We start from the raw sequence: 24,438 nt of genomic DNA, 5'->3' as shown, positions 1-24,438 counted from the left end.
CGGCCTGTTGGCCGGCGCCGAAACGACAGACGCCGACAGAGCGCTGCGGAAAAGAACGGAGACGGTTTTCCCCCTTGAGTGAAGCCCTTGCTGCGTCTTTTCCACAACGCTTTCTCCACGCTGCAATGTAGAAAACAAAGGGTCGAACAATGATGCAATCCATGTACAGTCATTCCTACCTGTTCGGTGGGAATGCACCGTTCATCGAGGAGCTGTACGAGCAGTACCTCGCTGATCCCAACTCGGTGCCCGCCGAATGGCGTGACTATTTCGACAAGCTGGCCCAGTCCCCGGGCGCGGCGGAGCGCGACGTTCCGCACCAGCCGATTCAGGAATCCTTCATCCAGTTGGCCAAGAAGCCGATTGCCGGCCAGCGCAGCAGCGCGGTGGGTGAGTGGGAGACCATGCAGAAGCAGGTGGGCGTGCTCAAGTTGATTTCGGCTTACCGTGTACTGGGTTCGCGTCAGGCCAATCTCGACCCGCTCAAGCGCATGGATCAGGCCGCCATGGTGGAACTGGATCCGGCCACTCATGGCCTGACCGACGCCGACATGGCGGTGCAGTTCAATGTGGGCTCGCTGGTGGGCCCGCAGAAGCTGCCCTTGTCCGACATCATTTCCCGCCTGAAACAGACCTACTGCGGCAATATCGGTCTGGAGTTCATGCACATCACCAAGTCCGACGAAAAGCACTGGGTGCAGAAACGCTTTGAAGGCGATCTGTCCACCCCGCGCTATGACGCGGCCAAGAAGCAGCGCATCCTCAAGCAGATTACCGCGGCCGAAACGCTGGAACGCTACCTGCACACCAAGTACGTGGGCCAGAAGCGCTTCTCGCTGGAAGGCGGCGAATCCACCATTGCAGCGCTGGACTACCTGATTCAGGCCGGCACCGGCCAGGGCGTACAAGAACTGATCATCGGCATGGCCCACCGCGGCCGTCTGAACGTATTGGTCAACACGCTGGGCAAACTGCCGCGCGACCTGTTTGCCGAATTCGAAGGCAAGGCCGCCCAGCAAATGGCGTCCGGCGACGTGAAGTACCACATGGGCTTCTCCTCCGACATCCCGACCGCCAATGGTCCGATGCACGTGTCGCTGGCGTTCAACCCGTCCCATCTGGAAATCGTCAACCCAGTGGTGGAAGGTTCCGTGCGCGCACGTCAGGACCGCCGCAAGGACAACGATCGCAAATCCTGCGTGCCTGTGCTGATTCACGGCGACTCCGCATTCGGGGGCCTGGGCGTCAACCAGGGTACGTTCAACCTGTCTCAAACCCGCGGCTACGGCACGGGCGGCACGATTCACATCGTGATCAACAACCAGGTGGGCTTTACCACTTCCGACACGCGCGACATGCGTTCCACGCTGTACTGTACCGACGTGGCCAAAATGGTGGAGGCTCCGATCCTCCACGTTAATGGCGACGATCCGGAAGCCGTCTGTTACGTGATGCAGGCCGCGCTCGATTACCGCATGACCTTCAACAAGGATGTGGTGATCGATCTGGTGTGCTATCGCAAACTGGGCCACAACGAGGGCGACGATCCCTTCCTGACCCAGCCGATGATGTACAAGAAGATCGCCAAGCATCAGGGCGTGCGCGCCATGTACGCCGAGCGTCTGGTGCAGGAAGGCGTGTTGAAGGCGGAAGAAGCGGAGGCCATGATCCAGGCCTACCGCGATGCGCTGGACAAGGGCGAGCACGTGGAGCAGACCGCCCTCACCAACTACCGCCGCGAACATGCGTTGGACTGGAGCCAGTACATGGGCACGCACTGGGCGCACCCGACCGACACCTCCTTGCCGCAGGCCGACATCATCCGCCTGACCGACAAGCTGACCGCTGTGCCGGAAGGCTTCAAGCCGCACCCGACCGTGCAAAAAGTACTGGCCGCCCGCAAGGCGATGGCCGCCGGCGAACAAAACGCCGACTGGGGCATGGCCGAGACGCTGGCTTACGCCAGTCTGGTGACCAACGGTTTCGGTGTACGTCTGTCCGGCGAAGACTCCGGCCGCGGCACCTTCTCCCACCGCCATGCCGTGCTGCACGACCAGAACCGCGAGCGCTGGGATCAGGGCTCTTATGTGCCGCTGCGCAATCTGTCCGACAACCAGGGCGACTTCCTGGTGATCGACTCCATCCTGAACGAAGAAGCGGTACTGGCCTATGAATACGGCTATGCCTGCTCCGCTCCGGACAAGCTGGTGATCTGGGAAGCCCAGTTTGGCGACTTCGCCAACGGCGCCCAGGTGGCCATCGACCAGTTCATTTCCTCCGGCGAGACCAAGTGGGGCCGTCTGTGCGGCCTGACCACTATCCTGCCGCACGGCTACGACGGCCAGGGTCCGGAGCACTCCTCCGCCCGCCTGGAGCGCTGGCTGCAACTGTGCGCCGAGCACAATATGCAGATCGTGATGCCGTCCGAAGCCAGCCAGATGTTCCACGTGCTGCGCCGTCAGGTGCTGCGCCCGTACCGCAAGCCGCTGGTGATCTTCCTGTCCAAGCGCCTGCTGCGCTTCAAGGACTCCATGAGCCCGATCGAAGCCTTCACCAGCGGCAGTTTCCGCCCGGTGATCGGCGACAGCACGGCACAGGATCCGAAGAAAGTGAAGCGTGTGTTGCTGTGCGCCGGCCAGGTGTATTACGACCTTGCCGCCGCCCGCAAGGAAAAGGGCCTGGAAGACGACATCGCCATTGTGCGCGTGGAACAGCTGTATCCCTTCCCGACCGAGCAAGTGGCCGCCGAACTGGCGCGCTACACGCAAGCCAAGGAAGTGATGTGGGTGCAAGAAGAGCCGCGCAACCAAGGTGCCTGGTACCAGATCCGCCATCGCCTTGAGGGCCTGTTGATCGGCAAGCAGTTCTTGTCCTTCGCCGGCCGTCCGTCGTCCGCTTCCCCGGCCGTGGGTTACATGAGCAAGCACATCGCCCAGCTCAAGTCCTTCGTCGAAGAAGCCATGTCGGTTGCCAAGTAAGCTCTCGCCTAACCAGTCAAAAGATGGGGGCGGCCCGCCAGCCGCCCCGCCATGGAGAAGAACATGCTGATTGAAGTCAAAGTCCCCCAACTGCCGGAATCCGTTTCCGAAGCCACCCTGATGACCTGGCACAAGAAGGCCGGCGAATTCGTCAACCGCGACGAAAATGTCATCGATCTGGAAACCGACAAGGTGGTGCTGGAACTGCCGGCGCCGCAAGCCGGCGTGCTGGTTGAAATCATCGAACAGGACGGCGCTACCGTGGTATCCGGCCAACTGATCGCTCGTATCGACACCGCCGCCACCGCAGGCGCAGCCGCTCCGGCCGCTGCCGCTCCTGCTCCGGCCGCCGCCGCGCCGGCTCCGGTTGCCGCCGCAGGCGCGCCGGCCATGCCGTCCGCGGCCAAACTGGCCGCTGAAACCGGCGTCAACCTGGCCAACGTGGCCGGTTCCGGCCGCGACGGCCGTATCCTGAAGGAAGACGTGGCCGCCGCCGCCAAGCCGGCTGCCCCGGCCCAGGCCGGCCCGGTGCTGTCCCCGGCTGCCGCAGTGGGCGGCGCCGCGCTGAGCACCACGCCGGCCGCCGTGAACGTGTCCAGCATGCTGGCCGGCCGTCCGGAGCAGGCCGTACCGATGTCCCGCCTGCGCCAGCGCGTGGCTGAGCGTCTGGTGCTGTCGCAACAGACCAATGCCATCCTCACCACCTTCAATGAAGTGAACATGAAGCCGGTGATGGACCTGCGCAACAAGTACAAGGACAAGTTCGAGAAAGAGCACGGCATCAAGCTGGGCTTCATGGGCTTCTTCGTGAAGGCCGTGGTCTCCGCGCTGAAGAAGTACCCGATCGTCAATGCGTCCGTGGACGGCAACAACATCATCTACCACGGTTACTTCGACATCGGCGTGGCCGTGGGTAGCCCGCGCGGTCTGGTGGTGCCGGTGATCCGCAACGCCGACCAGCTGAGCCTGGCCGAGATCGAAAAGCAGATCGCCGACTTCGGCAAACGTGCCCAGGAAGGCAAGCTGACCGTTGAAGAGCTCACCGGCGGCACCTACACCATCTCCAACGGCGGCACCTTCGGTTCCATGATGTCCACCCCGATCATCAACCCGCCGCAGTCCGCCATTCTCGGCATGCACGCCACCAAGGAGCGCGCTGTGGTTGAGAATGGTCAAGTGGTGGTGCGCCCGATGATGTACCTTGCCCAGTCGTACGACCACCGCATCATCGACGGCCGCGAAGCCGTGTTGAGCCTGGTGGCCATCAAGGACGCCATTGAAGATCCGGCCCGCCTGATCCTCGACCTGTAATCACATAGGCCGGAAGCGCGCTTCCGGCCCTTTCGAACCTGTAATGGAGACGCAATGATCCTGCCCGACTGGCTTTACGCCGTGGCCTCCCTGCTCGCCGGTGTCGCAATCGGCTTCCTCACCTGGAAAAAACGGCAGCGCGGCATTCGCGAAGACACCTACACCTTCGTTGGCAAGATCATCATCGCGTTGTTCATGATCGCTTTCGGCCTCTTGCTGTTCAAAGTCGGCAAGATCTGAAAAACAAGGACGAACCAATGAGCCAACAGTTTGATGTGGTAGTGATCGGCGGCGGCCCTGGCGGCTATGTGGCGGCCATCCGCGCTGCCCAGCTCGGCTTCAGCACCGCTTGCGTGGATGCTTTCAAGAACCCGGAAGGCAAGCCCAGCCTCGGCGGCACCTGCCTGAATGTGGGTTGCATTCCCTCCAAGGCGCTGCTGCAGTCTTCGGAAAACTTCCATGCCATCCAGCATGAGTTCGCCAATCACGGCATCACCGCTTCCAGCGCCAAGATCGACGTGGCCAAGATGCTGGAACGCAAGAACGGCATCATCAGCAAGAACGCCGCCGGCATCAGCTTCCTGTTCAAGAAGAACAAGGTCGCCAATATCCACGGTCTTGGCACGCTGAAAGCCCGTCAGGGCGAGAAGTGGCTGATTGAAGTGAGCGACAACGGCGCCGTGGTAGACACTCTGGAAGCCACGCACGTGATTCTGGCTACCGGTTCCACGCCGCGCCAGCTGCCGGGCGTGCCCACCGACAACCACATGGTGCTGGACAACGAAGGCGCGCTGGCGCTTTCCGCCGTGCCCAAGCGCCTGGGCGTGATCGGCGCCGGCGTCATCGGCCTGGAAATGGGCAGCGTGTGGAAGCGTCTTGGCGCGGAGGTCACCATCCTCGAAGCCGCGCCGACCTTCCTCGCCGCAGCCGACCAGCAGATCGCCAAGGAAGCCTTCAAGGCCCTGACCAAGGATACCGGTCTGGATATCAAGCTGGGCGTGAAGATTGGCGAGATCAAGGCCACCAAGAAACACGTTACCGTTAACTACGAGCTGAATGGTGAAAGCCACGCTGTCGAGTTTGACAAGCTGATCGTTTCCATCGGCCGCGTGCCCAACACTGCCGGCCTTGGCGCGGACAATGTCGGTCTGCAACTGGACGAGCGCGGCTTCATCGCCGTGGACGATCACTGCCACACCAACTTGCCGGGCATCTGGGCCATCGGCGACGTGGTGCGCGGCCCGATGCTGGCGCACAAGGCGTCCGAAGAGGGCGTGGCCGTGGCTGAACGCATCGCCGGTCAGAAGCCGCACGTCGACTTCGGCGTGATTCCGTGGGTGATCTACACCAGCCCGGAAATCGCCTGGGTGGGCAAGACCGAAGAACAGCTCAAGGCCGAAGGCATCGAGTACAAGAAGGGCACTTCCGGTTTTGGCGCCAACGGCCGCGCGCTGGGCATGGGTCATGCGCAAGGTACGGTGAAGCTCCTCGCTTGCGCCAAGACCGACCGCATCCTCGGCCTGCACATGATTGGCCCGATGGTGTCCGAACTGGTGAGCGAAGGCGTGGTGTCCATGGAATTCAAGGCGGCCAGCGAAGACTTGGCCCGCATCATCCATGCTCACCCGTCCTTGTCCGAAGTGGTGCACGAGGCTGCCCTGGCGGCCGACAAGCGCGCGCTGCACGGTTAAGTTAGGCGGGAACTTGCATGAGTATCACCATGTATTTGGCCATTATCGCGATCTTGTTGATGGTGGGCGCGCTGATCTGGGTGATAAAGATCGCCTTTGACGAGGCGGGTACGCTTGATGGCTTGCATGGACTTATGTTGCTTGTGGCGGCCCTTAGTTTTCCCTGTTCGGTGTTTATCTGTTCAGGAAAGGCGAGAGGCCGCCTGCCTTTGCCGCTGGGGGTAGCGCTTGTCGGAACTCTCTTGTTATGGGGACTGACAAGGTGGTAAAACGTTTCCCCACAATAAAAATGACTGCCGCAAATGCGGCGGAAGCAGATTAGGATGGGGCCGAGCCTCCATCTGATTTCCACCGAAAGGAAACCATAGATGAACCTGCACGAATACCAAGCGAAAGAGCTGCTGGCCAAATACGGCTTGCCGGTACAACAGGGCATTCTGGCCACCACGCCGGAAGAAGCCGCTGCTGCTTACGACAAACTGGGCGGCAAATTCGCCGTCGTCAAGGCCCAGGTGCATGCCGGTGGTCGCGGCAAGGCAGGTGGCGTGAAAGTGGTAAAGAGCCGCGAAGAAGCCGCGGAAATCGCCAAAGGCCTGATCGGCACCAATCTGGTGACCTACCAGACCGACGCAGCCGGCCAGCCGGTGAACAGCGTGCTGGTATGCGAAGACATGTACCCGGTACAGCGCGAACTCTACCTGGGCGCCGTGGTTGACCGCGGCAGCCAGCGCGTGGTGTTCATGGTGTCCACCGAAGGCGGCGTGGAAATCGAAAAGGTTGCCGAAGAGACCCCGGAAAAGATCATCAAGATCGAAATCGATCCGCTGGTCGGCATGCAGCCGTTCCAGGCTCGCGACGCGGCTTTCGCGCTGGAGCTGAAGGGCGACCAGGTTGCCGCTTTCGCCAAGCTGATGCTGGGCGCTTACAAGGCTTTCGTTGAAAACGACTTCGCCCTGTTCGAAGTAAACCCGCTGGCGCTGCGCGAAAACGGCCAGCTGGCTTGCGTGGACGGCAAGATCAACCTCGATTCCAACGCCCTGTACCGCCACCCGGCCCTGCTGGCTCAGCGCGACAAGAGCCAGGAGAACGAGCGTGAAGTGAAGGCTTCCGAATTCGACCTGAACTACGTGGCGCTGGAAGGCAACATCGGCTGCATGGTGAACGGCGCCGGCCTGGCTATGGCCACCATGGACATCATCAAGCTGAAGGGCGGCCAGCCGGCCAACTTCCTGGACGTGGGCGGCGGCGCCACCAAGGAACGCGTGATCGAAGCGTTCAAGCTGATTCTGGCCGACACCTCCGTGAAGGGCGTGCTGATCAACATCTTCGGCGGCATCGTGCGTTGCGACATGATTGCCGAAGCCATTATCGCTGCAGTGAAGGAAGTGAACGTGACCGTGCCGGTCGTGGTTCGTCTGGAAGGCAACAACGCCGAACTGGGCGCCAAGCTGCTGGATGAATCCGGCCTGAAGCTGGTTTCCGCCCAAGGTCTGAACGACGCCGCCGAGAAAATCGTCGCCGCCGTGGCTGCCCTCTAATCACCTGCACCGCATAAGGATTTCAAAATGAGCGTATTGGTAAACAAAGACACCAAAGTGCTGGTGCAAGGTTTCACCGGCAAGAACGGCACTTTCCACGCTGAACAGGCGCTGAAGGTAGGCACCAAGGTTGTGGGCGGCGTAACGCCGGGCAAGGGCGGTTCCGAGCATCTGGGTCTGCCGGTGTTCAACACCATGAAGGACGCCGTGCGTCAAACCCAGGCTGACGCTTCCGTGATCTACGTTCCGGCGGCTTTCGCCAAGGACTCCATCCTGGAAGCCGTGGACAGCGGCGTGAAGCTGATTGTCTGCATCACCGAAGGCGTGCCCACCCTGGACATGCTGTACGTGAAGAAGGCCGTTGACGAAGCCGGCGTACGCCTGATCGGCCCGAACTGCCCCGGCATCATCACCCCGGGCGAGTGCAAGATCGGCATCATGCCGTGGCACATCCACAACCCGGGCCGTATCGGCATCGTGTCCCGTTCCGGCACCCTGACCTATGAAGCCGTGGCGCAAACCACCGCGCTGGGTCTGGGTCAGTCCACTTGTATCGGTATCGGCGGCGACCCGATCCCGGGCACTAGCCACATCGACGCCCTGAAGCTGTTCCAGGACGATCCGGACACCGACGCCATCGTGATGATCGGTGAAATCGGCGGCACCGCCGAAGAAGAAGCGGCCGAGTTCGCCAAGGCCTACGTGACCAAGCCGGTAGTTGGCTACATCGCCGGTGTTACTGCGCCGAAGGGCAAGCGCATGGGCCATGCCGGCGCCATCATCTCCGGCGGCAAGGGTACTGCGGAAGAGAAGTTCAAGGCCTTCGAGAAGGCTGGCATTGCTTACACCCGCAGCCCGGCTGAAATCGGCAAGACCATGTTTGAACTCTTGAAGTCCAAGGGCATGATCTGATCCGGCTTCACGCCTGACGCAAGAACGCCGCCTTCGGGCGGCGTTTTTTTTGGCTGAACCGGCATCGTTTGCGCTGGTCTATGGGGTTTGCCGGCCCATTGGGCTAAGCTTTGGGAATAGTTTTTGAAGGGAATGCGCATGAAAAAATGGATAGGCCTGCTGGCCTTGTTGACCGCCGCTTGCGGCAGCCTGCCCACCAAGGAGGGCTATGCGCAAAAGGTATATGCGTGGCAAGGCAGGGACGCCAATGAGTTGCTGGCCACCTGGGGGGCGCCGGACAAGACGATGACCATGCCCAACGGCAATACCCTCTACACCTACAACAAATCTTCCGTCCAGCAGCAGCCGATGTTCGAGAACCGCCGTTATGAGCCGGGCACCCGCATCACGGTGAACGACAACGGTCAGTCCCGCGTGATTGAAACGCCGGGGCGCTGGGTGTACGACGGCATGACTGGGGGCGGTGTGATGACTTACCGCTGCGTCACCAACTTTGTGGTGGACAAGAAGACGCAGGAGGTGGAGTCGGTGAGCTTCGAGGGCAACAACTGCCTGGCGCCGCCGCGTCAGTAAAGCTCGTTGGATAGCGTCCTGTCAGCCTTCGGCCAACCTGACAAGGTTGGCCGAAGGCGCTTTCAGGGCCAGGGTTCAGCAGGTGATGAGGAGACGGGTTGTCATTGCGGCAGCTTCCATTCGCCCTTGCTGGTGAAGGGCAGACTGCCAAAGCCGTTGAGACCTTCCAGCCGGCCATTGATCTGGTAGTCCAGCTGGCGGGTGTTGCCGTCCATCAGTTTGCCCACCTGCTTGAGCCAGCCGGTCAGCGAGGTGTGCACCCTCACGGTAAAGGTGGTGTCGGCGAGCGCCGCCACTTTGATGGGCTGGTTGCTGACGCCGGTAGCCAGTTTGTTGCCGGCCAGCAGCAGGTCGAATTGCAGGCCATCCGCCGACAGCGGCAGGTTGTTGGGATTTTGCAGGCGCAGCGTCACGTCAAAGCTTTGCTCTAGCAAACTGGCGCTGACGGGTTTGATGTCGGCCAGACTGATGTCGGGTTTTTTCAGACCCAGGCCGGCGCAAGCGGCCAGACCGAGCAGTGCGGCAAGTACGAGCAGTTTTCTCAGCATGAAAAGCGTCCTTTATTCGAGCCCGCCAAGCACGTCGCGAGTAACGGCCAGCCAGGCGCGGGCGGCATGGGATAAATAACCGTCCTTTTGCCAGATCAGGGCAAGGTGCCAGATCAACCAGGGGTTGGATACCGGAATCACATCATAGAGTTCCCGGTCCAGCCTGCCCACCACGCTGCGCGGCAGCAAGGTGACGCCCAGCCGGGCGGTGACCAGTTCTACGATGAAGTCCCAGTGCGCGCTTCGGCCAACCACGTTCAGCGGCTTGCCCATTTCGCGGAAGGCGTGGTGAATGCGACTGGAGAGGGTGAAGTCTTCCGGATACAGCACAAACGATTCGTCAGCGATATCGGGCAGGGTAATGGCGGACTTGCCTTGCCAGCGAGAGCCGGCCGGCGCCACCAGGCACAGCGGGTCCCGCACCACGGCAAATTGCTGGAAGATGCTGTTGTCCACCGGCAATACCGCCACGCCGATTTCTAGCTCGCCGCCGCGAATGCTGTTTTCAATGGCAAGCGCGCCGTCTTCCACCATCTTGAGCTCAATGCCCGGATAGCGTTGGCGGAAAGCGCCCACCACCGGCGCAAAGAAAGCCACGCCCACCATGGGCGGCAAGCCCACCACCAGTTCGCCCTTGCCCAGACCGGCCAAGTCGGCCAGCTCGTGCTTGAGCTGGCTCATGGCGGACAGCACATCCAGTCCGCGTTCATAGGTGACCTTGCCGGCATCGGTCAGCCGGAAGCCGCGCCCTTCGCGCAGCACCAAGGGCATGCCCAGTTCTTCTTCCAGCTGTTTGACCATTTTGCTGATGGTGGGCTGGGTGACGAACAAGGCTTCGGCAGCGCGGGTGAAGCTTTGCTGTTTGACCACTTCCACAAAGTAACGCAGGGCTTTGGCGTCCATTTTGATTCCAATATGGAATGAATGGAATAATTTTAATTCATTTTTTGAATGCTGCGGAGAAGTCTATACTCGAATCCACTTGATGCTTTACCGGACTTCGCCATGAAACGCCTTATGGAACATGTACTTGCAGGCAAGCTTGCCACGCTTTCGCAAGTGCTGCTGCTGTGCGGCGTATGGTGGTTGGCCAATGGTGTCAGTCATCGGTTTCTGCCGGCGGTGCCGGCGGGCGTGCTGGGCATGTTTGCCGTATTCATGGCGCTGGCTTCAGGCTGGCTGCCCTTGTCCTGGTGTCGCCAGGGCGCGCGCTGGTTGCTGGCTGAAATGCTGCTGTTTTTCATTCCGGCCACGGTGGCTGTGGTGCAGTACCGCGAATTGATGATGGCCTCCGGCCTGCGCATTCTGCTGGTGATCCTGCTCTCGACCGTGCTGGTGATGGCGGTGACGGCCTGGGTGGTGGATGCCGGCTACAAGCTGGAAGTGGTGCTCAAGCGTCGCCGTCGACTGCGGGAGGCGGCCAGCCATGTTTAATCTCACTGCGCTGCTGTGCCTGTTGCTGACACTGGTGTTGTACGGTCTGGCCAAGCGTTTGTACCGCAAGACGCACCACTGGATTTTTGCGCCGATTCTGGCGGTGCCGGTGCTGGTGATCGCCATGGTGATGCTGTGGCGGATTCCCTACCAGACTTACGCGCTGGATACGCACTGGCTGGGTTGGTTGCTGGGCCCGGCCACGGTGGCTTTCGCCATTCCGGTGTATGAGCAGCGCGCCATGATCCGCAAGCATGCCTTGTCGCTGACCGGCGGCGTGCTGGTGGCCATGCCGGTGGCGGTATTGAGTTCGGTCTGGCTGGCGCGTGCGTTTGATCTGTCCGATCTGCTGCAAAAAAGCTTGGCGCCGCGTTCCATCAGTACGCCTTTCGCCTTGGCCGCCGCGCCTTCGTTGGGGGCCGCGCCGGATCTGACGGCGGTGTTCGTGGTAATGACCGGCGTGTGCGGGATGCTGTTGGGCGAAGCGATGCTGCTGCTGCTGCCGGTGCGTTCCCGCTTGGCGCGCGGGGCTTTGCTGGGTGCTGCAGCGCATGGTGCAGGTACGGCCAAAGCCAATGAAATCGGCTCTGAAGAAGGTGTAGTGGCCAGTCTCACCATGATGCTGGGCGGTGTGTTCACCATTTTTGCCGCGCCGCTGATCAGCCATTTCATGTAGGCCAGCACTGCGCCAACCGGCGGGTCTTGATGGGTGAAACGCGAAGGCGGCGTATTCGCCAAGATTATCTGTAAGCCTTGCATCATCGGGAGTGATGCGGGGTGTCTCTCCTCTTGTTCTCCCAAACGAGCGTTGTTCGGGCCGGCTATACAGCCGGCCCATTTTTTTTGTCCGCGGCTTGAGAGACAGCGCGGGAGGGCTACTCGTGCACGCCGTGGCGATGAGCGGGATGCGGCTCCTGATCGAACGGGGTGTGGCAAGGGCAGGGGCTGCCTTCGGAGGCCTCCACCAGCGTTTGCAGGATGCCGCAGGGTTCGCCCTGATTGTGGTCATGGCACTTGCGGCGTAAGGACAGCAATTGTTGTTCCAGTAGTTGCAGGGTTTCCAGTTGGCGATGGACTTTGCCGATCTGTTGATCGATCAGCTCGTTGATATCGTCGCAGGCCAGCGAACTGTCCGCCTTGAAGCGCGCCAGCGTGTGGATGTCGGCCAGCGGCATCCCCAGGCTGCGACAGTGCAGGATGAAGTTGAGCTCGCCCAATTGGTCGTTGGTGTAGCGCCGATAACCGGAAGGCGTGCGCGCTGGCGGCGTCAGCAAGCCTTCTTTCTCGTAGTAGCGAATCGTCTCTACTTCGCAGCCGGTCATCTTGGCCAATTCGCCTATCAGCATGATGTTCTCCAAATGGTGCTTGACCCTATAGCCACTTCAGGGTTTTCAATGATAGCGTGAATCAAGAAAGGACTCAGCCATGTCCCAGCATCAGAACGCTACACATCGCCACAATCCGCCGCACCAGACCGGTTCCGGCGCCTGCTGCGGCGATGCGAAACTACATTCAATACTTGATGATAAATGTAGCAATAAAAACTTGAAAAATACAGGCGAGGTTTGCCGAAGCCAGGGCGAACCCGCGCACTCGCCCGTAAGCGGCTGCGGCGGCGAGTCGGAGCATGGTCGTGACGATGCAAGCCAAGCGCATCGGCACGACCATGCCCATGATCACAGCCACGACCATGACCATGCCCATCACGCGCATGATCAGGCGCAGGCCGAGGGTTGCGCCTGTGAATCCGCAGCCACGCTGCAACGCCAGTTGGCCGAAGGCGCTGCGGGGGCGCAACGCTACCGCTTCCGCATCGATGCCATGGATTGCCCCACTGAGGCGGCGCTGATCGAAAAGGCCTTGGCCAAGGTGGATGGCGTGGCCGGGCTGGACTTCAACTTCATCGAGCGCGTGCTGATCGTGCGTCACGACGGCGCGGATGCCGAGGCCATCCAGACAGCCATTGGCCGGGTGGGTATGCAGGCCGTGTCCTTGGAGGGTGATCGGGTTGCTCCGGCCGCACCGGTGCCGGCTGGCAATGACATGCTCAAGCTGACGGCATCCGGCTTGCTGGCTGCCGGGGCCGAGGGCTGGGCCTGGTTCAGCGGCGCGGACAAGGGCGTGGTTGTGGCCGCGCTGGCGCTGTCCTCCATCCTGATTGCCGGCCTGCCCACCTTGCGCAAGGGCTGGATTGCCCTGCGCTCCGGCGCCATGAACATTCACTTTCTGATGAGCGTAGCGGTGATCGGCGCGGTGGCCATCGGCCAATGGCCGGAAGCCGCCATGGTGCTGTTCTTGTTCGCCATTGCGGAAAAGCTGGAGGCTATGTCTTTGGCCCGCGCCGGCGAAGCGGTGCGGCAGCTGATGGCGCTGGCGCCGGAAACCGCTTGGCTGCGACAAGCCGATGGCGGCTGGCTCGAAACGCCGGTAGCCGGGGCCAGCATTGGTAGTGTGGCGCGCGTGCGCCCGGGCGAGCGCGTGCCGCTGGACGGAACGATCGTCGCCGGCGACAGCAGTTTCAATGAAGCGCCCATCACCGGCGAGAGTCTGCCGGTGGACAAGCGGGTGGGCGACAGCGTGTTTGCCGGCAGCATCAATGGCGGCGGGCTGGTGGAAGTGCGCGTTACGGCGGCGGCCTCGGGCAGTGTGCTGGCGCGCATTATCGACACCGTGCGCAGTGCGCAGGCCAGCAAAGCACCCACGCAACGTTTCATCGACCGCTTTGCCCGCTGGTACACGCCGGTGGTGGTGGGGCTGGCCGCGGCCTGCGCCGTGCTGTTGCCGTTGCTGGGTCTGATGCCGCTGCGCGAAGCCGTTTACAACGCGCTGGTGATGTTGGTGATCGCTTGCCCCTGTGCGCTGGTGATAGCCACGCCGGTCAGTGTGGTAAGCGCATTGGCCGCCGCAGCCCGCGCCGGCATGCTGGTGAAGGGGGGGGCACCGTTGGAGGTGGCTGCCCGCATCGACACGGTCTGCTTTGACAAGACCGGCACCCTCACTTTCGGCCAACCTCAAGTAACCCGGGTATTGGCCCTGACCGCGGACGAGGGCGAGATTGTCGCGCTGGCCGCCGCGCTGGATGCGCATTCCACTCACCCGCTGGCGCGGGCGGTGCTGGACGAAGCGGCCAAACGCGGCATGACGCCGCAGGCGGCCAACGAGGTGAACGAACGCGCGGGGCGCGGCGTCTTCGGCAGTGTGGCTGGGCGCGCGCTGGCCTTGGGTAGCGCTAGGTTGGCCGAAGAGCAGGACGCGATGAGCGATGCCTTGCGCTTGGCGCTGGACAGCCTTGACGCACAGGGCGAGGGCGCGCTGGTGCTGCTGGAGGGCGCTCGCGCTCTCGGGGTGTTGGCTGTCGCCGACGGCGTGCGCCCGGAAGCGCAAGACACGGTGGCGCGTCTGCAGGCCATGGGCGTGCGCACCGTCATGCTTAGCGGCGACAATCCGGCGGTAGTGGCGCGCGTGGCGAGACTGACCGGCGTCAGCGAGGCGCACGGCGGCCTGTTGCCGGAAGACAAGCTGGCGCGCATCCACCAGCTGCAGGGCGAGGGCAAGGTGGCTATGGTGGGCGACGGCGTCAACGACGCGCCTGCGCTGGCGCAGGCGGAACTGGGCGTGGCCATGGGCGCGGCCGGTTCGGATACCGCGCTGGAAACCGCCGGCGTGGCGTTGATGGACGACAGGCTGGAGAAGTTGCCGGCCTTGCTCAAACATGCCCGGCGCACGGCGGGCGTGCTGAAGGTAAATATTGCGGTGGCCTTGCTGATCAAGCTGGTGTTTTTTGGGCTGGCATTGAGCGGAGAGGCGACTTTGTGGATGGCGGTGTTTGCCGATGTGGGCGCCAGTTTGATGGTGATCGGCAACGGCTTGCGACTGACGCGAAAACTGCCGGATGGGGCCTGAGCCAAACAATGCCGAGGCGGGCGGTGCAATGCCGCCGGTCAGGCGTAGGTATCAACCGATTTGCCGGTCTTGCCGCCGGAGGGATTGGCAATGGCTTGGAAGATGGCCGTAGCGGTGGCGGTCACCGGATTGTTCTGTGATTGCTGCAACTGTTGCGCTTGCTGCGCATTGACCTGGGATTCGGCTTGGGAGATCAGCAGATCGGCCTGCGCGGCCACGGACTGATCTTGCCCGGACGGGTCTACGGGGGCAAGCGCCGCCGCTTTTACCTTGCGTGCGTTATCCAGCTGCTCCTGCGGGGTGTCGCCGCTGCCCATGCGGATGCTGACGTCCCCGCCAATGGCGTACTGTTTGCCGTCCGGTCCTTCCTGATAGGTGTAATTGGCGCCGCCGCTGACGATGGCGCCGCCGGCGGCGATGTGGGCCTGTTCATGCTGGCGCACGTCGGTATCGCGGGCTTTGAGTTCGTTGACCTGTTTTTGCTGGTCGGGCGACAGCGGTTTGCCGGGGGCCGCCCCTGTGCCGGCGGGCGTACTGACGCCGGGCACCGGCGTGGCGACAGCCGCAAGCCTTGCCGCCGAACACGCGGGGCAATTGCAGTTGGAACCATGTCCGCCATAGCTCGCCGGCTGATAGCCATGTGAGCCGCCAATCGACGAAATGCTCATGATGCTGTCAAGGGGGAAGGGGTATCTTCAGTGTAGCCCAAATTGGCGCAATGCACTGAATGGAAAGAGAAAAGCTGCTTGATGAAGCGCAAGGGCTGCATGGGCGGCCAGTATGTCGCCCGGCATGCAGGGCCGCCAAGACCCGTTAACAAACCCCCTGATCCTGCCTTGCGCAGACTTGTCGTACGCCGGGTGTTGTCTGCCTCGGCGCGCCTTGGCTCAGGGTTTCTGCGCTGCGTTGTGAACGGCGCGCAGTGGAAGGGCTTTAACCCGTGATGTGCCGCGTGCTGGCGGGGTTGAAAAGGCCTGCGCCCGGAGGGGCCGGGCACCAGCCGTCGGATGGGAGGGGTTTACTCTCCGGTTTGCAGACGCCACAGCGCGGCGTAAACGCCATTGCGTTCCAGCAGGGCGTCGTGAGTACCGGATTCAACAATGCGTCCTTGCTCCATCACATGGATGGCATGGGCGTGACGCACGGTGGACAGCCGGTGGGCGATCACCAGCGTGGTGCGCCCGCGCGACACCACGTCCAGCGAGCGCTGAATGGCGGCTTCGGTTTCGTTGTCCACCGCGCTGGTGGCTTCGTCCAGCACCAGCAGGGGCGGGTTTTTCAGGATGGCGCGTGCCAGCGCCAGCCGCTGGCGCTGGCCGCCGGACAATTTCTGACCGCGCTCGCCGATACGGGTGTCGTAACCCTCGGGCAAGGCGCTGATGAAGTCGTGCGCTTCCGCTGCGCGGGCGGCGGCGATCACCGCGTCGCGACTGGCGTCGGGCTGGCCATAGGCAATATTGTCCGCCACCGTGCCATCGGTGAGGAAAACGTCCTGGCTCACATAGCCGATGGCGCGGCGCAAGTCGGTCAGCGACAGCTCGCGGATGTCCTGTCCGTCCAGCAGCAGCCTGCCGGCGTTGGGTTCGTAAAAACGGAGCAGCAGCTTTACCAATGTGCTCTTGCCTGACCCTGTGCTGCCGACAAAAGCCACCGTTTGTCCCGGTGCTACGGTGAGCGACACCCCGCTCAGTACCGGGGCTTCGCCATAGGCGAAATCCACCTTGTCTACCGTCAGCGCGCCGGCCACCTGGCCCAGCGGCAGTGCCTTGCCGTGGTAAGGGATGGCGATGGGGGTTTCCAGCACGCTCAGCACGCGTTCGATAGAGGCCATGGAGCGTTGGTAGAGATCGGCGATGTCGGCCAGCCCTGTCATCGGCCACAGCAGGCGCTGGGTCAGGTAAACCAGCACCGAGTAGCTGCCCACGCCGATGCCGCCGTGCACGGCCAGATAGCCGCCATAGACCAGCGTCACCACAAAGCCGGCCAGAATCGCCATGCGGATGACCGGAATGATGGCGGACGACAGGCGGATGGCGTGAGCGTTGGCCGAACGGTAGCGCTGGCTGGCGTCGTCGATGTGCGCCGCTTCGAAGGCTTCCGCCGTGAAGGCCTTGATGGTGGCGATGCCCAGCAGATTATTGTTGAGCCGGCCATTAACCACCCCGGCCGCCTCGCGCACGGCGGCGTAGCGGGGTGCCAGCCGCTTCTGGAACCAGAAAGTACCGAACAGGATCAGCGGCACCGGCGCCAGCGCCAGCACGGCCAGTTGCGGCGCCAGCCAGAAGAACACCGCGCTCACCATCACCGTGGAGCACAGCACCTGGATGATGCTGTTGGCGCCGCCGTTGAGAAAGCGCTCCATCTGGTTGATGTCGTCGTTGAGGATGGACATCATATTGCCGGTGCTCTTGTCCTCGAAATAGGACAGCGGCAGCTGCTGCACATGGCGATAGGCGTCCAGCCGCAGGCCGTGTTGCAGGCTCTGCGCCAGATTGCGCCATTTGATCTGGTAGCAGTATTCGAAGAAGGATTCTCCGCCCCAAATCAGGATGGTGATCAGGCCCAGGCACCACAGCTGGGTCAAGGTGTCGGTCAGGCCCAGCGAGGCGAGGAAGGAGGCTTTGCGGTTCACCACCACATCCACCGCCACGCCAATCAGGACTTCCGGCAATATGTCGAAGAATTTGTTGAGTACAGAATAGAGACTGGCCAGCAGCGCGTCCTTGCGATGCTGGCGGGCGTGATGAAACAGGCGTGTCAGGGCGTGCATGGCGGAAACCGTAAAGGCAATCCGCCAGTGTAAGCGATGACGTCGCCATTTTTAACCGGAATGAAAGCAGGGATATGACGAATCAGGTGCAGACGGGCAATCAGCGCGAATTGACGATGTCGGTGCTGATGACGCCGGATATGGCCAATTTTTCCGGCAATGTGCACGGCGGCGTCTTGCTCAAGCTGCTGGATCAGGTGGCCTACGCCTGCGCCAGCCGCTACGCCGGCTGCTATGTAGTCACGCTGTCGGTGGATCAGGTGCTGTTCAAGCAGCCCATTCACGTGGGGGAGCTGGTTACCTTCCGCGCCTGTGTCAATCATGTGGGCCGCACCTCGATGGAGGTGGGCATTCGCGTGGAGGCGGAGGACATTGCGCGGCGCACGGTGCGCCACACTAATAGCTGCTACTTCACCATGGTGGCTTGGGAAGACGGCAAGGCAGTGCCGGTGCCGCCCTTGTCGCTGGACAGCGCCGAGCAGCAAAAGCGTTTCCGCGATGCGGAAATCCGCAAGAAATCGCGCATCGAAGCACAGCAAAAAACCGCACAAGCCAGCAGCTAGACGGCGCGGCGCGGGCCGCGCCTTACAGGCGATCAGCCGGGCCGCCGCAGCGTGCAGGCGGCGGATCTGGGCTACAATCGCCGCTTTTCCCCATCAGGCCCGGCCATGTTTACTCTCGTCCACACCGATCCGCGTTTTTATTTGCTGGACAAGCATCCGGGCGTCAGCTTTCACCGCGAAGACGGCGAGGCCGGCTTGGTGGACGCGGCGCGCGCGCAATTGGGCGACGCGGCGGTGTGGCCGGTACACCGGCTGGACCGCATCACTTCCGGCTTGATCCTGCTGGCGCGTTCCGCCGAGGTGGCGCGAGAGTTGGGGGAGGCGCTGGCTGGGCGCGAGGTGGAAAAATACTATCTGGCGCTGAGCGAGCGCAAACCCCAGAAAAAACAGGGACTGATTCGCGGCGACATGTTGAAAGGGAGGGGCGGTGCCTGGCGCTTGCTGCCTTCGCTGGAACAGCCGGCCGTGACGCAGTTTTTCAGCTACTCGCTGCGGCCTGGGCTGCGGCTGTTTTTGCTGCGTCCTCGCACCGGGCGCACACATCAATTGCGGGTGGCGATGAAATCGCAATCCGCGCCCATTCTCGGCGATGTGCTGTATGGCGGCGAGGCGGCGGATCGCGGCTATCTGCACGCTTACGCCTTGCGCTTCACGCTGGGCGAGGAGGCATTTGCCTTTGTTTGTCCGCCCTCCATCGGGCAGGCGTTCCAGTTGCCCGAATTGGCGCTCTTATTGGGCGGCGAACTGGCCGCCCCTTGGCAATTGCCCTGGCCGGCGTTGCCGGGCAAGGGCTGATCGTGAACCTGCTTGCGGGGGCGAGTCCGGGCTGCGCGCGCGTTCAGGCCGGCAGGAAGCGGCTGAGCGATACGCCATGGCGGGCGAGGTCTTCGGCAAACCTGTCGCTGGCAAGGTAGGCGTATTCTTGCGCCCGCGCGGGGCCGATGGGGTCTGCCGCGTCTTCCGCCAGCAGGCCGGGGTGACACATCATCACGCTGTGCCCGCGGCAGGCCGCCAGCCAGCTTGCCATCAGGCCGGGGAAATCCGCTTCCGCCGTCAATGAATACAAACCGCCAAACCAGGCAGGGACGGCAAAGCCTTGCGCCGTGGCCTGTCTGGCGAAGCCGTGGCAGACAGTTTTCAGGATCATCCCTTTGAGCGCGCTGTCGCCGGCATGACCCAGTTTGTCGGGCGCACGCAACCAGGGGCGCAGCGTCTTCGGCCAACGTTGGCCGATGGCCGCAAACAGGGCGGTTCGCACTTGCGGCAGGGCATGCACATGCTGGTGGCCGTCGAGGAAGTCCGGCAGCGCGCCGTAGACATCGGCAAAGCGGTCTATCTGTTGCAGCATGGCGTCGGTCAGCGCGGCCACGTCCAGCTGTCGCAGCTGGCTCATCAGCAGCCAGTGCGACAGCGGTTTGATGCTATCGCGGCTGGCGGGAAAGACATGGGTGAGATTGATGTGCAAGCCGATGTCGGCGCGGACGGCTGCCTGCCTGAGGCTGTCGGCCAGGGCCGACCAGTGCGGCGATTGACTCATGGCGCAGGTGGCGCTCAAGCGCCCGGCCTGCAGCAGGGCGAGAATGCCGTCGCTGATGGCGGGCGATTGGGCGAAATCGTCGGCGCAGAGGGTGAGCGCTTTGCCATTCATGCCGGTTTCGCCGAGGAAAACGCCCACAGCTTGCTGAGGACAAAGGTAAATACCGCCACCGCAAACAGCACGATGATCAGCGCCGCACGATAGTCCAGCGCGGTGAAACGCAGCAGCAGGAAGTACATCAGCTCATTGAGGGCGAAGCTGCTGCAAGACACCATGAAAAAGCGCGGCAAGGCCTGTCGGTGCGGGATGTGATCGGCCTCGAAGGTTTTTCGCCGGTGGCCCCAGTAGCTGATCTGGAAAGCCAGCAGAAAAGCGGCCACATTGGCGGCCAGCGGCGGCAGCCCGGCGGGCACCAGCACGGCGGCCACCAGCGCGAAATGCGCCAGCATGGCCGAGACGCCTACCACGCCAAACCAGAACAGCTCGCGGCTCATCGCTGGTCCTGCTTGCGATGCACCTGGCTCACTAGATAAATCGGGCGCTGTTTCACTTCGCTGTAAATGCGGCCGATGTATTCGCCCAGAATGCCGATGGACAGCAGCTGCACGCCGCCCAGGAAGAAGATGGCCACCGCCAGCGTGGGCCAGCCGGGCTGATCGTTGCCCCACAGCAGGGTATGCAGGAATTCCCACACCGCATACAGGATGGAGGCGAAGGAAATACTGCTGCCAATCAGCGTCCACATGCGCAAGGGCACATTGGAGAAGGCGGTGAGCCCGGTAAGGCCGAGGTTGAGCAGACTGAAAAAGTTGAAGCTGCTCTTGCCGGCGCGGCGGTCCTGGGTGTGGGTTTCCACCGGCAACTGGGTAAAACCCACCCAGTTGTAGAGCCCCTTCATGAAACGGTTGCGCTCCGGCATCTGGCGCAGCGCGTCCAGCACGCGGCGGTCCAGTACGCGGAAGTCCTGCGTGTTTTCCGGAATCTTATGTTTGGCCCCGCTGTTGAGCAGGGTGTAGAACACGCGGGTGAACAGACGTTTGCCGAAGGTTTCGTTGTCCCGGCTGGAGCGCACGCTGTACACCATGTCGTAGCCGGCTCGCCATTGGCGCAGGAATTCCGGCACCATCTCCGGCGGATGCTGGAAATCGCTGTCTATCAGCACCGCCGCGTCGCCGTGGGCGTGGTCGATGCCGGCGGTGAGGGCGATTTCCTTGCCGAAGTTGCGCGACAGCTGCACCAGCGTCACCGGCAGCAGCTCCAGTTGGCCAGCCACCTTGGCGACGGTATCGTCGCGGCTGCCGTCGTCCACCACGATGAATTCGTGGCGATAACCCGCATCGGCGAGCAGCGCGTGCAGGGTCTGCAACATCGGCACGATGTTTTCGCTCTCGTTGTAAGCGGGCAGGATGCAACTGATCAGCGGGTCCGTCGGCCGTTCGGCCGAGCGCTGGCTGAGCAGGAAAGGGGGAACGAAGGCGCTGTCGGCAGCGTTGGGCATCGTGTCTCCTTGATCATTGCGCCGGGGCGACGAATGTTTTGTCGCGCAGCAGCAGCATGGTGTCTTTCATCACCGGGAAGCTGGCCGTGGGGGCGAAGCGTTCGCGGATATCGGCGGGCAGCGAGGGCAGGTCGCGCTGTTCGGTGACGATGAAATGGACATCGCCGGCGGCGAGACTGGCGCGCAGTGCTTCCGGCTTGTCGGTGGTGCGCACCGCGCCATGGCCGTAAAACTCGGCGGAAAACTCGCGCCGGCTGTCCCAGTACACCAGATGTCGGTCGGCGGCGGGCTTTTGTTGTTCCCAGGCGGCGATCACTTGTTTTTGCGTGCGGAAATAGCGATTGCCATGTGTCCATTGCAGCACGGTCAGGACCAGCAGCAGCGCGCCGGTAATCAGTGCGATCAGCGGCAGCCGGCTGATGTCGGACGGTTGGCGGGCGCGTTGCCACAGCTCGGCGGCAAACAAGGCGAAGCCGGGCAGCATGGGCAAGGAGTAGGGAAAGATGATGTTGCCGGACAGGGTGAAGAACAGCAGCGTCATCAGCGTCCACAGCAGGCTGTAAAACAGCCAGCCGTCGTTATCCTTGCGCAGGCGCCAAGCCTGCTTGCCGTGGCGCGCCAACCACACCAGCATGGCGGCCGACCAGGGGAAGATGGCACCCAGCGTGTACAGCCAGATCATGCCGCGCGGGGTGGCGTGGGCAAAGCCGTATTTATCGCCCTTCCAGCCCGAATCCAGAAAGCGGCTGACGTGCTCGCCCATGATGAAATAGTTGAGGAAGCCCGGCGTGCGGTGCTCGGCCCACAAATACCAGGGCAGGGCGATGGCCAACATCAGCGCTGTGCCGCTGATCCACGGCAAACGCCGCCAGAGATCCAGCCAGGCGTTGCGCGCCAGCACCCAGACAAAAATGGGCATGCCCACCAGCACGACCGCCAGCGGCCCCTTGGCCAGCAGCCCCAGCCCCAGTCCGACAAAGAACAGATAGCGCCACAGCCGGCTGTCGTCTGTCATGGCGCGCCAGAAGGCGATCTGGCTCAGGGCCACGCAGAACATCAGCGACGGGTCGGTCATTACCGTACCGGCCGCGCCGAGGAACAGAGCCGAGCCGGCCAGCATCAGTGCCGCGGCCATGCCGGCTTCCCGGCCGCTGCGGCGCGAGGCCGCGTGCCAGGTCAGCCACAGCGTGGCGATGGAGAGGAGCAGGCTGGGCAGGCGCGCGGCCAGTTCGTTGACGCCAAACAGGCCCATGGCGGCAGCGGACAGCCAGGTGGACAGCGGCGGTTTGGCCCAGAACGGCACGCCGTAATCATGCAGCGGCGTCACCCAGTTGCCGGTCTCCAGCATTTTGCGGGCGATTTCCGCATAGCGCGCCTCGGTGGTGTCCGTCAGCGGGATGGCCCACATGGACAAGAGGCGCAGGGCCAGCAAGGCCAGCAGGACGTAAATGGCAGTGCGTTGCCAGTCGTATCGGGAAGCCGGTTTCATCGTGGTGCTAGGTTGGCCGAAGCGTCTGGCAAACAGTCGTTCGGCGGTGGCGAAAAATGCGCACAGCTTATCATGAGCGGGCCGTTCAAGTCTTAACGCCGCCTTGGCGCGGCTAACAAAACGCCTGATGCTGCGTTGCGCCTCCTTGCCGTACTCAAGTACTGCCCGCGTCGGCGCGCCTTGTCTCAGCCGTAATGCTGATTCTGTTAGCCGCGTTTAATCCGCACAACGGTGATGACGCAAAGAAAACGCCGCCCAGTGGGCGGCGTGGTCAACAGAAGATGGCACGAGCGTTGTTACTGCAGACCGTGGGTCATTTTCTTCAGCTGGCTGGACAGCAGAAACAGCACCAGAGATGCCGCGCCGGCCATGAAGACAAACACCATGAAGAAGTCGTGCAGATTGTTGATGGTGTAACCCAACAGCTGCGGTGCGGCCTTGCCGGCCTCCGGATACAACTCGGACAGCGTGCCGGCAAACTTGTTGGCGGCGGCGGTGGAGAGGAACCACACGCCCATCATAAGCCCGGTGAACCGGGCCGGCGACAGTTTCACCACCAGCGAAAGGCCAATGGGCGACAGGCAGAGTTCGCCGAAGGTGTGCAGCACGTACAGGCTCACCAGCCACAGCATGCTGACCTTCACGCCCGGCTGCAGGCCGTCCACGCCAAAGGCGATCACCAGATAGCCGATGGAGAGAAACAGCAGGCCGAAAGCCATCTTGGCCGGGGAGGAAGGCTCCATGCCCTTGCGGCCCAGCGCGGTCCAGATCATGGCGAAAATCGGCGCGAAGATCACCACGGAGATCGGGTTGAGCGACTGGAAGTAGGACGCTGGCACAGTGAAGCCCAGCAGATTGCGGTTGGTCTGTTCTTCGGCAAAGAAGGTCAGCGAAGCACCGGCCTGTTCAAAGGCGGACCAGAAGAAGATCACGAAGGCCGATACGATCAGGATCACAGCCAGGCGTTCTTTTTCGATGCGGGTCAGCGGCGCATGCACCACTTTCTCGCCGCTCTCATGCACGCGCTTGGGGGCCATGCCTATGGGCGCGCCTTGCGGGGTCACCAGATACTTGTTCTTGAACAGGCTGAACACGGCCAGACTCAGCAGCATGCCGAAGCCGGCGGCCAGAAAGCCCCACTTGAAGTCGTCCGGGTGGCCGGTGTCGCCCAGTGTGCCGCAGATCAGCGGCGCCATCAGCGAACCGGTATTGATGCCCATGTAGAAAATGGTAAAGGCGGAATCCACGCGCTTGTCGCCCGGTTCATACAGCTGGCCCACCATCGACGAGATGTTGGGTTTGAACAGGCCGTTGCCGGCAATCAGCATGCCCAGTCCTCCGTAAAGGAACCAGGTGGCGCTTTGCACGTCGGTATTGTGCAGGTTGCCGGAAAGGAACAGCATAAACTGGCCGATGGCCATCATCACGCCGCCCACGAGAATGGAACGGCGATTGCCCCAGTAGCGGTCGGCAATGTAGCCGCCCACTAGCGGGGTGAGGTAAACCAGACCGGTGTAGGTGCCATAGATGTCGGCGGCGTGAGCCTTGTCGAACATCAGCGCTTTGATCATGAAAAGGACAAAGATGGCGCGCATGCCGTAATAGCTGAAGCGCTCCCACATCTCGGTCACAAAGAGCAGATAAAGCCCCTTGGGATGCGATCGGGTTGTCATGTCTTGTTTTCCTTGTGTGG

General features: G+C 62.4%; 23 protein-coding genes. 13 read left to right on the top strand and 10 right to left on the bottom strand.

Annotated features, from left to right (window positions below):
* Positions 1–149 precede the first annotated feature (149 nt).
* The 8 genes from Q0P52_RS11565 (at position 150) to Q0P52_RS11530 (ending at position 9,003) form a co-directional block, all read left to right on the top strand.
* Positions 150–2,978 (top strand): 2-oxoglutarate dehydrogenase E1 component, encoded by a 2,829-nt coding sequence (locus tag Q0P52_RS11565; RefSeq protein WP_293762217.1) that lies wholly within the window; start codon positions 150–152, stop codon positions 2,976–2,978.
* A 63-nt stretch (positions 2,979–3,041) separates the two neighbouring features.
* A complete protein-coding gene (odhB, locus tag Q0P52_RS11560) occupies positions 3,042–4,289 on the top strand; it encodes a 2-oxoglutarate dehydrogenase complex dihydrolipoyllysine-residue succinyltransferase (RefSeq protein WP_293762220.1) in 1,248 nt (415 codons plus the stop codon).
* A gap of 54 nt (positions 4,290–4,343) precedes the next feature.
* Positions 4,344–4,529 carry a hypothetical protein gene (locus Q0P52_RS11555; RefSeq protein ID WP_293762223.1) on the top strand — a complete coding sequence of 62 codons (186 nt, stop codon included), beginning with the start codon at positions 4,344–4,346 and terminating at the stop codon, positions 4,527–4,529.
* A 17-nt stretch (positions 4,530–4,546) separates the two neighbouring features.
* Positions 4,547–5,980 carry a dihydrolipoyl dehydrogenase gene (gene lpdA / locus Q0P52_RS11550; RefSeq protein ID WP_293762226.1) on the top strand — a complete coding sequence of 478 codons (1,434 nt, stop codon included), beginning with the start codon at positions 4,547–4,549 and terminating at the stop codon, positions 5,978–5,980.
* Positions 5,981–5,997: 17 nt separating this feature from the next.
* Positions 5,998–6,249, top strand: a complete 252-nt coding sequence (locus Q0P52_RS11545) for a hypothetical protein (protein WP_293762229.1) — start codon at positions 5,998–6,000, stop codon at positions 6,247–6,249.
* 99 nt (positions 6,250–6,348) lie between these two features.
* Positions 6,349–7,518, top strand: a complete 1,170-nt coding sequence (sucC, locus tag Q0P52_RS11540; RefSeq protein WP_293762231.1) for an ADP-forming succinate--CoA ligase subunit beta — start codon at positions 6,349–6,351, stop codon at positions 7,516–7,518.
* Between the two features lie 27 nt (positions 7,519–7,545).
* On the top strand, positions 7,546–8,430 hold the full coding sequence (gene sucD / locus Q0P52_RS11535; protein ID WP_293762234.1) for a succinate--CoA ligase subunit alpha: 885 nt from the start codon (positions 7,546–7,548) through the stop codon (positions 8,428–8,430).
* A gap of 138 nt (positions 8,431–8,568) precedes the next feature.
* Positions 8,569–9,003 (top strand): hypothetical protein, encoded by a 435-nt coding sequence (locus tag Q0P52_RS11530; protein ID WP_293762236.1) that lies wholly within the window; start codon positions 8,569–8,571, stop codon positions 9,001–9,003.
* 101 nt (positions 9,004–9,104) lie between these two features.
* Here Q0P52_RS11530 and Q0P52_RS11525 read toward each other — a convergent pair whose 3' ends face one another.
* Positions 9,105–9,551: an LEA type 2 family protein gene (locus tag Q0P52_RS11525; protein ID WP_293762239.1), complete on the bottom strand. Its 447-nt coding sequence runs from the start codon at positions 9,549–9,551 to the stop codon at positions 9,105–9,107.
* A gap of 12 nt (positions 9,552–9,563) precedes the next feature.
* Positions 9,564–10,454, bottom strand: a complete 891-nt coding sequence (locus Q0P52_RS11520; protein ID WP_293762242.1) for a LysR family transcriptional regulator — start codon at positions 10,452–10,454, stop codon at positions 9,564–9,566.
* A gap of 114 nt (positions 10,455–10,568) precedes the next feature.
* On the opposite strand from Q0P52_RS11520, the gene Q0P52_RS11515 reads away from it, so the two are divergent.
* Both Q0P52_RS11515 and Q0P52_RS11510 read left to right on the top strand, forming a co-directional pair.
* Positions 10,569–10,985 (top strand): CidA/LrgA family protein, encoded by a 417-nt coding sequence (locus Q0P52_RS11515; RefSeq protein WP_293762245.1) that lies wholly within the window; start codon positions 10,569–10,571, stop codon positions 10,983–10,985.
* Positions 10,978–11,661, top strand: coding sequence for an LrgB family protein (locus Q0P52_RS11510; protein ID WP_293762248.1), 684 nt, complete (start codon positions 10,978–10,980; stop codon positions 11,659–11,661). Before Q0P52_RS11515 ends, Q0P52_RS11510 begins: the two co-directional genes overlap by 8 nt.
* 199 nt (positions 11,662–11,860) lie before the next feature.
* Here the strand turns inward: Q0P52_RS11510 and Q0P52_RS11505 are convergent, their stop codons facing one another.
* On the bottom strand, positions 11,861–12,331 hold the full coding sequence (locus Q0P52_RS11505; RefSeq protein WP_293762251.1) for a MerR family transcriptional regulator: 471 nt from the start codon (positions 12,329–12,331) through the stop codon (positions 11,861–11,863).
* A 199-nt stretch (positions 12,332–12,530) separates the two neighbouring features.
* On the opposite strand from Q0P52_RS11505, the gene Q0P52_RS11500 reads away from it, so the two are divergent.
* The gene (locus Q0P52_RS11500) at positions 12,531–14,888 is read left to right on the top strand and encodes a heavy metal translocating P-type ATPase (RefSeq protein ID WP_293762253.1); all 2,358 of its coding nucleotides are present in this window, start codon (positions 12,531–12,533) and stop codon (positions 14,886–14,888) included.
* 38 nt (positions 14,889–14,926) lie between these two features.
* Here Q0P52_RS11500 and Q0P52_RS11495 read toward each other — a convergent pair whose 3' ends face one another.
* On the bottom strand, positions 14,927–15,556 hold the full coding sequence (locus Q0P52_RS11495; RefSeq protein ID WP_293762255.1) for a putative metalloprotease CJM1_0395 family protein: 630 nt from the start codon (positions 15,554–15,556) through the stop codon (positions 14,927–14,929).
* A 350-nt stretch (positions 15,557–15,906) separates the two neighbouring features.
* Complete coding sequence (locus Q0P52_RS11490) at positions 15,907–17,658, bottom strand: ABC transporter ATP-binding protein (protein ID WP_293762257.1); 1,752 nt, start codon at positions 17,656–17,658, stop codon at positions 15,907–15,909.
* Between the two features lie 74 nt (positions 17,659–17,732).
* Here Q0P52_RS11490 and Q0P52_RS11485 point away from each other — a divergent pair, with 74 nt between their 5' ends.
* The gene (locus Q0P52_RS11485) at positions 17,733–18,221 is read left to right on the top strand and encodes an acyl-CoA thioesterase (protein WP_293762260.1); all 489 of its coding nucleotides are present in this window, start codon (positions 17,733–17,735) and stop codon (positions 18,219–18,221) included.
* Between the two features lie 105 nt (positions 18,222–18,326).
* Complete coding sequence (locus tag Q0P52_RS11480; RefSeq protein ID WP_293762263.1) at positions 18,327–19,016, top strand: TIGR01621 family pseudouridine synthase; 690 nt, start codon at positions 18,327–18,329, stop codon at positions 19,014–19,016.
* 43 nt (positions 19,017–19,059) lie between these two features.
* Here the strand turns inward: Q0P52_RS11480 and Q0P52_RS11475 are convergent, their stop codons facing one another.
* The 5 genes from Q0P52_RS11475 to Q0P52_RS11455 form a co-directional block, all read right to left on the bottom strand.
* Positions 19,060–19,869: a ChbG/HpnK family deacetylase gene (locus Q0P52_RS11475; RefSeq protein WP_293762266.1), complete on the bottom strand. Its 810-nt coding sequence runs from the start codon at positions 19,867–19,869 to the stop codon at positions 19,060–19,062.
* Entirely contained in the window at positions 19,866–20,252 is a 387-nt protein-coding gene (locus Q0P52_RS11470) for a GtrA family protein (RefSeq protein ID WP_293762269.1), read from the bottom strand. The genes Q0P52_RS11475 and Q0P52_RS11470 overlap by 4 nt, the downstream gene beginning before the upstream one ends.
* Positions 20,249–21,256, bottom strand: a complete 1,008-nt coding sequence (locus Q0P52_RS11465; protein WP_293762271.1) for a glycosyltransferase family 2 protein — start codon at positions 21,254–21,256, stop codon at positions 20,249–20,251. Before Q0P52_RS11465 ends, Q0P52_RS11470 begins: the two co-directional genes overlap by 4 nt.
* A gap of 13 nt (positions 21,257–21,269) precedes the next feature.
* Positions 21,270–22,745: a glycosyltransferase family 39 protein gene (locus Q0P52_RS11460; RefSeq protein ID WP_293762273.1), complete on the bottom strand. Its 1,476-nt coding sequence runs from the start codon at positions 22,743–22,745 to the stop codon at positions 21,270–21,272.
* 296 nt (positions 22,746–23,041) lie between these two features.
* A complete protein-coding gene (locus Q0P52_RS11455) occupies positions 23,042–24,418 on the bottom strand; it encodes a peptide MFS transporter (RefSeq protein ID WP_293762275.1) in 1,377 nt (458 codons plus the stop codon).
* Positions 24,419–24,438: the final 20 nt, after the last annotated feature.

It is taken from the genome of uncultured Aquitalea sp., from assembly GCF_945957525.1.
Classification (GTDB): domain Bacteria; phylum Pseudomonadota; class Gammaproteobacteria; order Burkholderiales; family Chromobacteriaceae; genus Aquitalea.
This window is presented reverse-complemented; position numbering and strand designations above follow the sequence as displayed.